This window comes from Streptomyces sp. NPDC056452, from assembly GCF_042796085.1.
Classification (GTDB): Bacteria; Actinomycetota; Actinomycetes; order Streptomycetales; family Streptomycetaceae; genus Streptomyces.
The window spans coordinates 131,269-144,314 of record NZ_JBHTRI010000008.1; the positions used below are offsets into that span (position 1 = coordinate 131,269).

General features: G+C 71.1%; 9 protein-coding genes and 1 riboswitch. Of the genes, 2 read left to right on the forward strand and 7 right to left on the reverse strand.

Features of this window, described 5'->3' with window-relative positions; all coding sequences use genetic code 11:
- Positions 1-19: 19 nt before the first annotated feature.
- The 3 genes from ACFQ6X_RS10685 to ACFQ6X_RS10695 are packed head-to-tail and all read right to left on the reverse strand — an operon-like array spanning position 20 to position 4,866.
- On the reverse strand, positions 20-1,207 hold the full coding sequence (locus tag ACFQ6X_RS10685) for an alkaline phosphatase family protein (protein ID WP_383179084.1): 1,188 nt from the start codon (positions 1,205-1,207) through the stop codon (positions 20-22).
- Complete coding sequence (locus ACFQ6X_RS10690) at positions 1,207-1,803, reverse strand: DUF5998 family protein (RefSeq protein ID WP_329206686.1); 597 nt, start codon at positions 1,801-1,803, stop codon at positions 1,207-1,209. Before ACFQ6X_RS10690 ends, ACFQ6X_RS10685 begins: the two co-directional genes overlap by 1 nt.
- A gap of 60 nt (positions 1,804-1,863) precedes the next feature.
- Entirely contained in the window at positions 1,864-4,866 is a 3,003-nt protein-coding gene (locus tag ACFQ6X_RS10695) for a GNAT family N-acetyltransferase (protein ID WP_383179088.1), read from the reverse strand.
- A gap of 161 nt (positions 4,867-5,027) precedes the next feature.
- Here ACFQ6X_RS10695 and ACFQ6X_RS10700 point away from each other — a divergent pair, with 161 nt between their 5' ends.
- Positions 5,028-5,309, forward strand: coding sequence for an HPr family phosphocarrier protein (locus ACFQ6X_RS10700; protein ID WP_329206688.1), 282 nt, complete (start codon positions 5,028-5,030; stop codon positions 5,307-5,309).
- Between the two features lie 170 nt (positions 5,310-5,479).
- On the opposite strand, the gene ACFQ6X_RS10705 is transcribed toward ACFQ6X_RS10700, so the two are convergent.
- The 4 genes from ACFQ6X_RS10705 to ACFQ6X_RS10720 all read right to left on the reverse strand — a co-directional run bounded on the left by ACFQ6X_RS10705 (position 5,480) and on the right by ACFQ6X_RS10720 (position 10,342).
- On the reverse strand, positions 5,480-6,184 hold the full coding sequence (locus tag ACFQ6X_RS10705) for a GntR family transcriptional regulator (protein ID WP_383179091.1): 705 nt from the start codon (positions 6,182-6,184) through the stop codon (positions 5,480-5,482).
- A 222-nt stretch (positions 6,185-6,406) separates the two neighbouring features.
- A complete protein-coding gene (locus ACFQ6X_RS10710) occupies positions 6,407-7,195 on the reverse strand; it encodes a M23 family metallopeptidase (protein WP_383179094.1) in 789 nt (262 codons plus the stop codon).
- Positions 7,196-7,207: 12 nt separating this feature from the next.
- A riboswitch (cyclic di-AMP (ydaO/yuaA leader) is annotated at positions 7,208-7,376 on the reverse strand.
- Positions 7,377-7,568: 192 nt separating this feature from the next.
- The gene (locus ACFQ6X_RS10715) at positions 7,569-8,951 is read right to left on the reverse strand and encodes a M16 family metallopeptidase (protein ID WP_383179314.1); all 1,383 of its coding nucleotides are present in this window, start codon (positions 8,949-8,951) and stop codon (positions 7,569-7,571) included.
- 26 nt (positions 8,952-8,977) lie between these two features.
- Positions 8,978-10,342 (reverse strand): pitrilysin family protein, encoded by a 1,365-nt coding sequence (locus ACFQ6X_RS10720; protein WP_329206691.1) that lies wholly within the window; start codon positions 10,340-10,342, stop codon positions 8,978-8,980.
- Positions 10,343-10,590: 248 nt separating this feature from the next.
- On the opposite strand from ACFQ6X_RS10720, the gene ACFQ6X_RS10725 reads away from it, so the two are divergent.
- Positions 10,591-13,041, forward strand: a complete 2,451-nt coding sequence (locus tag ACFQ6X_RS10725; RefSeq protein WP_383179098.1) for a DNA topoisomerase (ATP-hydrolyzing) subunit A — start codon at positions 10,591-10,593, stop codon at positions 13,039-13,041.
- Positions 13,042-13,046: the final 5 nt, after the last annotated feature.

The following is a 13,046-nucleotide window of genomic DNA, read 5'->3' on the forward strand; positions in this document are numbered from 1 at the left end:
TGGTGGGGGTGGGAGGGAGCTACGAGCGTACTTCGAGGAGCGGGACGAGCTGCTCCGCCGGGGTCAGAGAACCGTGCATGCCGGCCATCACGGACTCATGGGGCTCGTTGACCGACGCGGTGATCACCACGTCGTCGTGCGCGGCCGCCACCACGTCTCCGATCCTGCCGTGGACCCGCTCGTCGATCCGCGGGCCGAACCAGCCGGCCGCGATCGCCTCGTCCCGGCTCGCCACCCAGAACTGCTCGCCGAGCACTTCGCGCCAGACGGTCAGGACATCGTTCTGCGCCCCGGGGACCGCGTACACATGACGGGCCCGGCCTTCGCCGCCGAGCAGGGCGACTCCGGCGCGGAGCTCCCAGTCCTCGTCGAAGTCGATCCTGGACTGCTCGTCGAACGGGATGTCGATCATGCCGTGGTCGGCGGTGATGTACAGCGCCGAGCGGGGCGGGAGCTGCTCGGCGAGGCGCCGGGCCAGCCCGTCGACATACATCAGCTGGCCCCGCCAGGCGTCGGAGTCGACGCCGAAGCGGTGCCCCTTGCCGTCGACCTCGCTGTAGTACGTGTAGACGAGCGACCTGTCACCGGCGGCGAGCCGCTCCGCGGCCAGGTCCATCCGGTCCTCGCCGGAGAGCCGGCCGAGGAACGAGCCTCCACTGAGCGCGACCTTGGTGAGCGGGGTCTGCTCGAACGTGGGCGCGGAGACCTGTGCTGTGCGCACACCTGCCGCGTCGGCGCGCTGGAAGACGGTGGGGTACGGCTGCCAGACCTTGGGCTCCGTCCAGGGCTTCCAGCGGAGCTGGTTCATCAGCTCGCCGGTCTCCGGATTGCGCGCGGTGTAGCCGGGAAGGCCGTGCTCGCCGGGCGCCAGCCCCGTACCGACGGAGGCGAGCGAGGTCGCCGTGGTGGACGGGAAGCCCGAGGTGATCGGGCGGCCCGTGCCGCCGCGGGACGTGGGGAGCAGCGCGTGCAGGAAGGGCGCCTCGTCCGGGTGTGCCTTGATCTGCTCCCAGCCGAGTCCGTCGATGAGGAAGACGCAGTTCCGGTCGGCGGGGGTCAGCTCCGCGAGCGTCGCCTCGAAGCCGGGTACGCCCTGCCCCGCGGCGATCGTCGGGAGCAGGTCCGCGAGCGAGCCGCTGCCGTACTCGGGAACGGGAGCGCTGTCGAGAGCGAGCAGAACGGGGTCCTGCCAGGCCGGCTGGGCCATCAGCGGCCGGTCGCCGCGGTCGCGGCCGTGGCCTCGGAGAGGGCCTGGGCGAAGGCCAGGGTCTGGCGCACGGTGTCCGGCCCGTCGCCGGCCTCGCTGACCCGCAGGCTGAGGTCGTCGGCGGTCGAACTGCCGGTGTAGCCGTGGTCGGCCTCGCAGTTGGGGTCGCCGCAGGCGGCGGGCTCGAGGTCGATCCGGGAGACCGCGCCCCAGCCGATGGTCAGGACGACCTCGCGGGGCAGGGTGCCGGGTACGTACTTCTCGGGGTCGGCGACCACACGGCTGACCACGACGGAGGAGATCCGGTCGAGCTTGACCGACTCGGTGGACGTGGTGGCGTACGGCGTCGGGGAACTGGTGTCGGCGGCCTGCTCGTCGGTGTGGCTGACGATGAAGCGGGTGTCCGTCAGGACCAGGACCGTGACATGGCGACGCACCTCGTTGGAGTCGAAGGTGGTCTCCTGGTGCACCAGGTACGACGCGACAGGCTCACCGCCGACGGCGGCCTCCACCGCCTCGGCCACGAGGGCCGGGTAGTAGCCGCTGCGCTCGATCGCCGCGCGCAGCCCCTGGGTCGTCGTACCGGTCTTTGCCATACGGACCATCCTACGGGGGGCCGGTGGCTGCCGGGGACGCCGTGGTGAGGTCCGGGGCAGTCAGTAGCTGGGGAGTCTGCGGGGACCGAGATCGGTACGGGCCGGAGGCGGCGCGAGCCGGACGCTCGCTCCCAGGACGGTCAGGCCCTGCGTGGCGACCACGACGGGTTCCAGGGCGACCGACACCACCTCGGGATGGTCGTCGACCAGACGGGACACCCGCAGGAGGAGCTCTTCGAGCGCCGCGGTGTCCGCGGGCGCGGAGCCCCGCCAGCCGAACAGCACCGGCGCCGCCCTGATGGACCGGATCAGCTCTGCGGCGTCGCGGTCGGTGGCCGGGACGAGGCGGTGGGCCACGTCGCCGAGCAGCTCGGAGGGCGCGCCGGCCAGACCGAAGGAGAGGACGGCTCCCGCGGCGGCGTCGATCGAGGCCCGTACGACGGTGTCGACACCGCGCGGCGCCATGGCCTGGACGACGGGCCGCAGCTCGGCAGGCGTGCCGAGCAGCTCGGTCAGTTCGCCGTAGGCCCGGCTCAGGGCGCTCTCGTTGGCGAGGTCCAGCCGGACACCGCCGAGGTCCGCGCGGTGACGGAGGTGGGGGGCGGTCGTCTTGAGTGCCACCGGGTAGCCGAGTCGCGCGGCGGCGGCGACGGCGGCCCGCGGGTCGAGGGCCGGGAGGGCCGGCCGTACGGCGATGCCGTAGCGGCCGAGCAGTTCGGCTGCCTCGTCGTGGGTGAGCGGACGGCCCTTCGGGTCGGGGCTGGGGCCGAGCAGCGCCTCGATCAGGGTGGCCGCCCCCGGCTCGTCGATGGTCTCGTCCAGGAACTCGGGAATCTTCCCGGGCACGGCCGCCTGCCGCCGCCACTGCGCGTACTTCACGGCCTCGGAGAGCGCACGGACGGCACGTTCGGCGGCCGGGTAGGCGGGGATCCGCCCGGTCCGGGGCTGCGGGCCGAGCGCCTCGTCGGGCCCTTCGCCGCGTTCCGCGGTGCCGCTCGTCCCGGGGCCGGCGGCGCCGTCCCGGCCGGTGCCCTCGCGGTTCGCCGTGCCGGTCCGTGACGCGTCCGGTCGTGGCGCACCGGCCGGAGGCTCGTCCGGTTCCTGCTCGCCCTGCCCCCGCCCGGGGGTCTCCGGGGCGCCTGTCGCGTACGGGGAAGGCGCCCCCGGCCGGGATTCGCCGGCCGGGGTGGCCGTGCTCGCGGCCGCGGCCAGGGCCTCCGCCAGGCCGCCCATTTCGACGTGCACCACGGCGACCGGCTTGGCCGGGCCCGTGGCCGCCGCTTCGCGCAGGGCAGCGGCCAGCACCTCGCCGTCGCCCGTCTCCGCTTCGCCGTTCTCTCCCACCCAGGGGATCGCGGTCACGATCACGGCGTCGCAGGTCTGGTCGGTGAGCGCCTCGGCCAGGGCGTCCCGGAAGTCCTGCGGCCCGGCAGCCGTCGTCAGGTCGCGCGGCGGGCGCGGGCGCAGCCCTTCGGCGAGGCAGGCGTCGTAGGTGAGGAGGCCGAGGGATTCGGAGTTGCCGAGGATCGCCACCCGGGGACCGGCCGGCAAGGGCTGATCGGCGAGCAGCAGGCCCGCGTCGACCATCTCCGTGACCGTGTCGACGCGGATCACGCCGGCCTGGCGCATCAGGGCGGAGACCGTCGCGTCGGGGATCCGGCTGACGGGGACGGCGTGGCCGGGCGGGGTGGAGCCGCTGTGCCGGGCGCCCTTGACGACGACCACGGGTTTCACGGCGGCGGTACGGCGGGCGAGCCGGGTGAACTTGCGCGGGTTGCCGAGCGATTCGAGATAGAGGAGGGCCACATCGGTGTCCTGGTCCTCGAACCAGTACTGCAGGAAGTCGTTGCCCGAGACATCGGCCCGGTTGCCCGCGGAGATGAACGTCGACAGCCCCGCGCCGCGCCGGTGCAGGCCGGACAGCAGGGCGATCCCGATCGCGCCGGACTGGGTGAACAGCCCGATGCGTCCGGGTGCGGGCGACGTGGGGGCGAGGGAGGCGTTCAGCCTGACGGCGTCGGAGGTGTTGATGATGCCGAAGGCGTTCGGACCGATGATCCGCATTCCGTAACTGCGGGCCTGCCGGACCAGTTCGCGCTGGCGCTCCCGGCCTTCGGCGCCGCGCTCGGCGTAACCGGCGGAGAGGACGACGAGGCCCTGGACCCCGTGCTCTCCGCAGTCGGCCACGACCTCCGGTACCCGTTCGGCCGGGACGGCGACGATCGCGAGGTCGACCTGTTCGCCGATCTCGGCCACGGAGCGGTGCGCGGGCACACCGTCGACCGTGGCCTGTTCGGCGGCGAAGGACCGGTTCACCGCGTAGGTGCGTCCGGTGAAGCCCGAGCCGAGAAGGTTGCGCAGCACCGTGCGGCCCACTCCGCCCGCGGCGCGGCCGGCGCCGACGACGGCGATCGAGCCGGGGGCCAGCAGCCGCTGCACGGAGCGCGCCTCGGCCCGCTGTTCACGGCCGCGCTGGACCGCCAGGGACGCCGCGGTGGGTTCGAGGTCGAGCGTGAGGTGGACGGAACCGTCCTCGAAGCTGCGCTGCTGGGTGTAGCCGGCGTCCCGGAACACCTTGATCATCTTGTTGTTCGCGGGCAGCACTTCGGCGGCGAAGCGCACGATGCCGCGCTCACGGGCAACCGCCGCGATGTGTTCGAGGAGCGCCGATGCCACACCGCGGCCCTGGTGGGCGTCCTGGACGAGGAAGGCGACCTCGGCCTCGTCGGCGGGTGCGGAGGCCGGTCTGCCCTGTTCGTTGATCCGGTCGAAGCGGACGGTCGCGATGAACTCTCCGCCGATCGTGACGGCCAGCCCCACCCGGTCGACGTAGTCGTGATGGGTGAAGCGGTGCACGTCCTTGGCGGAGAGACGTGGATAGGGGGCGAAGAAGCGGTAGTACTTCGACTCGTCGGAGACCTGTTCGTAGAAGCTGACCAGCCGCTCGGCATCGTCCGTGGTGATGGGCCTGATCCTGGCGGTACCACCGTCGCGGAGCACCACGTCCGCCTCCCAGTGGTCGGGGTACGCGTGATGCGGACTCTGCTCCGGCGTGGGCTCCATGGGCAAAGCCTACGGCCGCCGCACCGGTCGCGGACGGATCGTGGCACGGGCAGTCTGAGGGAGCCGATCGACGGTGGCGGCCGGGCCGGAGGTCGGACACAGCAGTGCGCACTGCATGAGAGACTGGTCTAGACAACCATTGATTCGTGAAGGGCAGAACCATGGCTGAGCGCCGCGTCAACGTCGGTTGGGCCGAGGGCCTGCACGCCCGCCCCGCATCCATCTTCGTCCGTGCCGCCACGGCCTCCGGCGTCCCCGTGACGATCGCCAAGGCTGACGGCAACCCGGTGAACGCCGCCTCGATGCTCGCCGTGCTCGGCCTGGGCGCCCAGGGTGGCGAGGAGATCGTGCTCGCGTCCGAGGCGGACGACGCCGAAGCCGCCCTGGACCGTCTGGCGAAGCTGGTCACCGAGGGGCTCGAGGAGCTTCCGGAGACCGTCTGATTCCGCCCGTTCCGGACCGGAATTACTTCCTCGGCAAAGCCGCGGTATCCCCATCGGGAGCCGCGGCTTTGTCGTTTCCGGGAAGTCCGCGACGTTGGTGAGGACGACCTGAATTCGGGCAGCAAAAAGAAAGCCCTCCCGAATTCCCTTCTTTGTATACGGCGCCATTGTTAATGCCGGACACCTGCGATGTTTACAGAATGTTGCGAAGTCCTCACCCGGGCCGGACCTGCCGTGCGGCCGGGCCGGTCCGTGCGCCGCAGCCGGTGGGCGGCGGTGGCCCGCTCGGCATGCTGGGCCGCGAGCGCCCTGGCCCGTTCCGCGTCACCGCGCGCCACGGCGTCCACGATGGCGCCGTGCTCGGCCCAGGAATCGGCGGGGCGGGCCGGATGCTCGACCGTGTACATCCAGGCGATCTTGTGCCTGAGCTGGGTGAGCAGCGAGATGAGGGCGGGGCTGCCCGACGCCTGTGCCAGCGTCTCGTGGAACCAGCCGCCGAGCGAGCGCAGATCCTCGCCCTCGCCCCGGCGAACCCGCTCCTGTCCCAGTCTGACCAGCCCTCGGAGCACCTTGAGGTGTGCCTCGGTGCGACGCTGGGCGGCGCGGGCGGCACCCAGTGGTTCCAGGAGCATGCGGATCTCCAAGAGGTCGGCGGCCTCCTGCTCCGTGGGCTCGGCGACACAGGCGCCGGCGTGCCTGCGGGTGACGACGAACCCCTCGGACTCCAGGGTGCGCAGTGCCTCGCGCACCGGGACGCGGGAGACCCCGTACCGACGTGCGAGCACCTCCTCGGTGAGGCGGCTGCCGCGTTCGAAGACACCGGAGACGATGTCGTCACGGATTGCCGTGCATACCGAATGCGCGGGAATGCGCATGTCCGAACCTCCGCCTTAATCCCCGCGAAACGCGGCCGATCGACGCCTGTTCTGTGACTCTATTGCAATCAGCCGCAATTTCCGATGGCGGAGCGGAATCCATGGATATCTTCCAGCCGACGAGTACTTCTGCGGCGGTTCGCGGCGGAGCGGTCCCGGGGCGGCACGACGAAGGCCCCGGCGGGTGCCGGGGCCTTCGGAAAGCTGTGCGACAGGAGGGTCTCAGACCTGGAGACCGTGCGCCCGGAGGTAGGCGACCGGGTCCATGTCGGATCCGTACTCCGGGGTGGTCCGCGCCTCGAAGTGCAGGTGCGGTCCGGTGGAGTTGCCGGTGGAGCCCGACAGGCCTATCTGCTGCCCCGAGGCGACGCTCTGTCCGACGGACACGCCGATCGAGGAGAGGTGGCCGTACTGGGTGTACGTGCCGTCCGTCATCCGGAGCACGATGTTGTTGCCGTACGCGCCGCCCCAGCCCGCCTCGACGACCGTCCCGGCGCCGACGGCGACGACGGAGCTGCCGGACGCGGCGCGGAAGTCGACACCGGAGTGGCTGCCGGAGGACCAGAGGGCACCGCTGGACTTGTAGCCGGTGGTCACGGAGGAGCCGGCGACCGGGAGGTGGAAGGAGTTCAGCCGGGCGCGCTCGGCGGCGCGGGCGGCGCGCGCCTTGGCCTCACGGACCTCCTTGGCGCGGGCTTCGGCCTTGCGCTTCGCCTCGGCCTTGGCCTTCGCCTTGGCCGCCGCTTCGGCCTTCGCCTTCGCCGCGACGTCGGCCTGGTGCTGCTGCGCCTCGGCCTGGGCGTCGATCTGGGCGGCGAGAGTGGTGTCGAGGGCAACGGCCTGGGTCAGACCGGTGACGGTGAGGGCCTCGGAGTCCGCGGCGAGGGCCGGGGAGGCCATTCCGCCGATGACGCCGGTGGTGGCCAGAGCCGCGATGCCGGCGACCTTGGCGCTCCTGCGCGTCAGGCGGCTCGGGGCACGGTGCTTCCCGGTGGCACGGGTGAACGCCATGGAGGGGCTGATCCTTTCCTTCCTTCTCGCCTACCGGGTTAGCTGACGGGTTCGGAGCAGGAAGGTCTCCTACGGATCCCCCCGCCTCGTACGAGACGCGGACATCCGATTCACCCCAGGGACTACGTGGGTCCCCGGCTCCCCAGGCTCGCGCCTGACGGGGACTCGGCGATGACTGCCCGGCGCCGCGGATGCGGCATACGTCTGGCGGACAGCCGAGCCGACGCTAGGCCGGGCGACTTTCAATCACCAAACGGACAGGTCGCTTTGTCGCACATCCCACAGGCCATACCTGAACGTTCTTCACCAAATCAGACAAAAAGGAGAACCCCGGCGAGAAGGCACTCGCCGGGGTTCGCTTTGTTCTGTTCTGTCAGCCGGTGACGACCGACACCTCGCCGATACCCAGCGCCCTGACGGGCTCCGCGATCTGCGAAGCGTCTCCCACGAGGACCGTGACCAGCCGGTCCACGGGGAACGCGTTGACGACCGCGGCCGTCGCCTCCACCGTGCCGGTCTCCGCCAGGCGCGCGTACAGCTGGGCCTGGTAGTCGTCCGGGAGGTGCTGCTCCACCTGGTCGGCGAGGGTGCCCGCGACCGATGCCGCCGTCTCGAACTTCAGCGGGGCGACCCCCACGAGGTTCTGCACGGCGGTCTCGCGCTCGGCGTCCGTGAGCCCCTCGGCCGCCAGGGTGCGCAGGACCTTCCACAGGTCGTCCAGGGCCAGCCCGGTGGACTCCGTGTCCACGGAGCCGCTGATGGCGAGCATCGCGGCGCCGGTCGCCCCGGAGACGGATCCGGGTGCCGTCGAGCGCAGCACCTGGCCGAAGGCCCGGACGCCGTAGGTGTAGCCCTTCTCCTCGCGCAGGACGCGGTCCAGCCGGGAGGTGAGGGTGCCCCCCAGGCAGTACGTGCCCAGGACCTGGGCGGGCCAGACGCTGTCGTGCCGGTCGGCGCCGATCCGGCCGATCAGCAGCTGCGTCTGCACGGCTCCGGGACGGTCCACGATCACCACCCGGCCGGTGTCGTCCGCGGTGATCGGCGGCACCGGGCGCGCCTGGCCGGCGTTGCCCGACCAGTCACCGATGGTGTCCGCGAGCAGCGTGTCCAGATCGACCCCGGTGAGGTCACCGACGATGACAGCCGTCGCGGTGGACGGGCGGACATGGGCGTCGTAGAAGGCGCGCACACCCGCGGCGTCGATCCGCCGCACGGTCTCCTCGGTGCCCTGGCGCGGACGGGACATCCGCGCCGTGGCGGGGAACAGCTCCTTGGAGAGCTGCTTGGCGGCACGCCGGGCCGGGTTGGCCTGCTCGTGCGGAATCTCGTCGAGCCGGTTGCCCACCAGGCGCTCCACCTCGCTCTCGGTGAAGGCCGGCGCCCGCAGCGCTTCGGCGACCAGGCCGAGCGCCTTGGAGAGCCGGGAGACCGGGACCTCCAGCGAGACCCGGACACCGGGGTGGTCGGCGTGCGCGTCGAGCGTGGCACCGCAGCGCTCCAGCTCGGCGGCGAACTCCTCCGCCGAATGCTTGTCGGTGCCCTCGGACAGCGCGCGCGCCATGATCGTGGCCACACCGTCCAGACCCTCGGGCTCGGCGTCGAGCGGCGCGTCCAGGAAGATCTCCACGGCGACGACCTGCTGGCCGGGGCGGTGGCAGCGCAGCACGGTCAGGCCATTGGGCAGAGCGCCGCGATCGGGCGCGGGAAAGGCCCAGGGCCTGGCCTCGCCTGCGGTCGGCTGCGGGTGGTACTCCATCGCTACTCCAGTCACGGCGGCGTCGGTCACTTCTCGGCCCCCTCGTGGTCGTCGGTGCTGCCTGCGGCATCCTCGGCCTCGTCCGCCGGCTCGACCGGCTCGTAGACCAGGACCGCCCGGTTGTCGGGACGCAGATGCGCCTGGGCGGCCGCCTGGACCTCCTGCGCGGTGACGTCGAGCACCCGCTGCACCGCGGTGAGCGCGAGCTGGGGGTCGCCGAACAGCACGGCGTACCTGCACAGTTCGTCGGCGCGGCCCGCGACCGTGCCGAGCCTGTCCAGCCACTCGCGCTCCAACTGGGCCTGCGCCCGCTCCATTTCCTCGGGCGTGGGGCCCTCGGCCGCGAAGCGGGCCAGCTCCTCGTCGACGGCCGTCTCGATCTGCGGCACCTCGACACCACCGGACGTCTTCACGTCCAGCCAGCCCAGGGAGGGCGCTCCGGAGAGCCTGAGCAGCCCGAATCCCGCGGCCACCGCCGTACGGTCGCGCCGGACCAGGCGGTTGTGCAGCCGGGACGACTCGCCGCCGCCGAGGACGGTCAGCGCCAGGTCCGCGGCGTCGCACTCGCGGGTGCCGTCGTGCGGCAGCCGGTAGGCGGCCATCAGCGCACGCGCGGGGACCTCCTCGTGCACCACTTCGCGCAGCTGCTCACCGATGGTGCCGGGCAGCGTGCCGTCGCGCGGCGGCTGCTTGCCGTCGTGCGAGGGGATGGAGCCGAAGTACTTCTCGATCCAGGCCAGCGTCTGCTCCGGGTCGATGTCACCGACCACCGAGAGCACGGCGTTGTTGGGCGCGTAGTACGTGCGGAAGAACGCCTGCGCGTCGTCCAGCGTCGCCGCGTCCAGATCGGCCATCGAGCCGATCGGCGTGTGGTGGTACGGGTGGCCCTCCGGGTACGCGAGGGCCGTGAGCTTCTCGAACGCCGTGCCGTACGGAACGTTGTCGTAGCGCTGGCGGCGCTCGTTCTTCACGACGTCGCGCTGGTTCTCCATGGACTCGTCGTCGAGCGCGGCGAGCAGCGAGCCCATCCGGTCGGCCTCGAGCCACAGGGCGAGCTCCAGCTGGTGCGTGGGCATCGTCTCGAAGTAGTTGGTGCGCTCGAAGCTGGTGGTGCCGTTGAGGGAACCGCCGGCCCCCTGCACCAGCTCGAAGTGTCCGTTCCCCTTGACCTGGCCGGAGCCCTGGAACATCAGGTGCTCGAAGAGGTGAGCCAGGCCTGTGCGCCCCTTGACCTCGTGACGGGAACCGACGTCGTACCAGAGGCAGACCGCGGCGACCGGGGTCAGATGGTCCTCCGAGAGCACCACGCGCAGGCCGTTGGCCAGGCGGTGCTCGGTCGCCGTCAAGCCGCCGGAACCGGCCTGGGCTGTGGCCGTGTGACCCATGGGCATGTACGTCCCTTCGATCGCGATACAGGATTTCCTGCCGGACCTGCCACTGTAAGCAAGCGCACCGGCACCTGGCGAAGTTCCCGATCGGTGAATGTTGTCGTAGATGGTGCCGTAAACAGGGGCTCCTGAGGGGCCCCTGGGACCACTTCGGACGGGTCGAGGTCGGCGTTGTCAGTACGGCGGTCCACAATGGTCGGCGTCAGAACCTGAGGTTGCCCGACAGAATCTGTGAAGGAGTCGCAGCCGCGATGGCCCGCCGCAGCACGAAGACCCCGCCGCCGGACGACTTCGAGGAGAAGATCCTCGACATCGACGTCGTCGACGAAATGCAGGGCTCCTTCCTCGAGTACGCGTACTCGGTGATCTACTCCAGGGCTCTGCCCGACGCCCGCGACGGCATGAAGCCCGTGCACCGCCGCATCGTGTCCCAGATGAACGAGATGGGGCTGCGCCCCGACCGCGGCTACGTGAAGTGCGCCCGTGTCGTCGGCGAAGTGATGGGCAAGTTGCACCCGCACGGCGACGCGTCGATCTATGACGCACTGGTGCGCATGGCACAGCCGTTCTCGATGCGCCTGCCCCTCGTCGACGGACACGGCAACTTCGGCTCGCTCGGCAACGACGACCCGCCGGCCGCCATGCGGTACACCGAGTGCCGGATGGCCGACGCCACGTCGCTGATGACGGAGTCGATCGACGAGGACACCGTCGACTACCAGTCGAACTACGACGGACAGGAGCGGGAGCCTGTCGTCCTCCCGGCGGCGTACCCGAACCTCCTGGTCAACGGGGCGTCCGGGATCGCGGTCGGCATGGCGACGAACATGCCGCCGCACAACCTCGGCGAGGTGATCGCCGCCGCCCGCCATCTCATCAGGCACCCGAACGCCGACCTCGAGACCCTGATGCGTTTCGTCCCGGGCCCCGACCTGCCGACGGGTGGCAGGATCGTCGGTCTCGGCGGCATCAAGGACGCGTACGCCGCAGGTCGCGGCACGTTCAAGATCCGTGCGACCGTCGCGATAGAGGACGTCACGCCGCGCCGCAAGGGCCTCGTCGTCACCGAACTGCCCTTCACCGTCGGCCCGGAGAAGGTGATCGCCAAGATCAAGGACCTCGTGTCCGCGAAGAAGCTCCAGGGCATCGCGGACGTCAAGGACCTCACCGACCGGTCGCACGGGCTCCGGCTGGTGATCGAGGTCAAGAACGGCTTCGTGCCGGAGGCCGTGCTGGAGCAGCTCTACAAGCTGACGCCGATGGAGGAGTCCTTCGGCATCAACAACGTGGCGCTGGTCGACGGGCAGCCGCTCACCCTGGGGCTCAAGGAGCTCCTGGAGGTCTACCTCGACCACCGCTTCGAGGTGGTGCGCCGGCGCAGCGAGTTCCGCAGGACCAAGCGCCGGGACCGGCTGCATCTGGTCGAGGGGCTTCTCGTCGCCCTGCTCGACATCGACGAGGTCATCCGCATCATCCGGGACAGCGACAATTCGGCACAGGCCAAGGAGCGGCTGATCGAGCGCTTCTCCCTGAGCGAGATCCAGACGATGTACATCCTGGACACCCCGCTGCGCAGGCTCACCCGGTTCGACCGCATCGAGCTGGAGAGCGAGCGCGACCGGCTCAACGACGAGATCGACAAGCTGACGGCGATCCTGGAGTCGGACGCGGAGCTGCGCAAGCTCGTCTCGGCCGAACTGGCCGCGGTGGCGAAGAAGTTCGGCACCGACCGACGCACGGTGCTGCTGGAGTCGGCAGGTTCGCAGGTCGCCTCCGTACCGCTGGAGGTCGCCGACGACCCGTGCCGGGTGCTCCTCTCGTCGACCGGTCTGCTGGCCCGTACGGCCAACGCCGACCAGGTCGTGGCGGCCGAGGACGCCAAGCGCACGAAGCACGACGTGGTCGTCTCGGCCGTCCCCGCGACGGCGCGGGGTGATGTCGGTGCGGTGACGTCCACGGGGCGCCTGCTGCGGCTGTCGGTGATCGATCTGCCGCAGTTGCCGGACACCCACGCGGCTCCCAACCTCTCGGGAGGGGCTCAGATCTCGGAGTTCCTCACGCTGGAGACGGGCGAGGAGTTGATCTGCCTCACCACACTGGACGAGGAGTCGCCGGGCCTGGCGATCGGCACCCTGCAGGGGGTGGTGAAGCGCGTGGTGCCCGACTATCCGGCCAACAAGGACGAGCTGGAGGTCATCACGCTCAAGGACGGCGACCGCATCGTCGGCGCGACGGAGCTGCGTACGGGCGAGGAGGACCTGGTCTTCATCACGTCCGACGCACAGCTGCTTCGCTATCCGGCGGCGCAGGTGCGCCCGCAGGGCCGCCCGGCGGGCGGCATGGCGGGCGTCAAGCTCACGGCGGGGGCCGTGGTGCTCTCGTTCACGGCGGTGGATCCCGCGGTCGACGCCGTGGTGTTCACGGTGGCCGGCTCGCACGGCACGCTGGACGATTCGGAGCTGACCTCGAAGCTCACCCCGTTCGACCAGTATCCGCGCAAGGGCAGGGCCACCGGTGGGGTGCGCTGCCAGCGCTTCCTCAAGGGGGAGGACGTCCTGGTGTTCGCGTGGGCAGGCGCCGTTCCGGCCCGCGCCGCGCAGCGGAACGGCACACCGGCAGAGCTGCCTGCCCCGGATCCGCGGCGCGACGGCTCGGGCACACCGCTGACGAGCCCGGTCTCCGTGATCGCCGGACCGCTGTAACACCC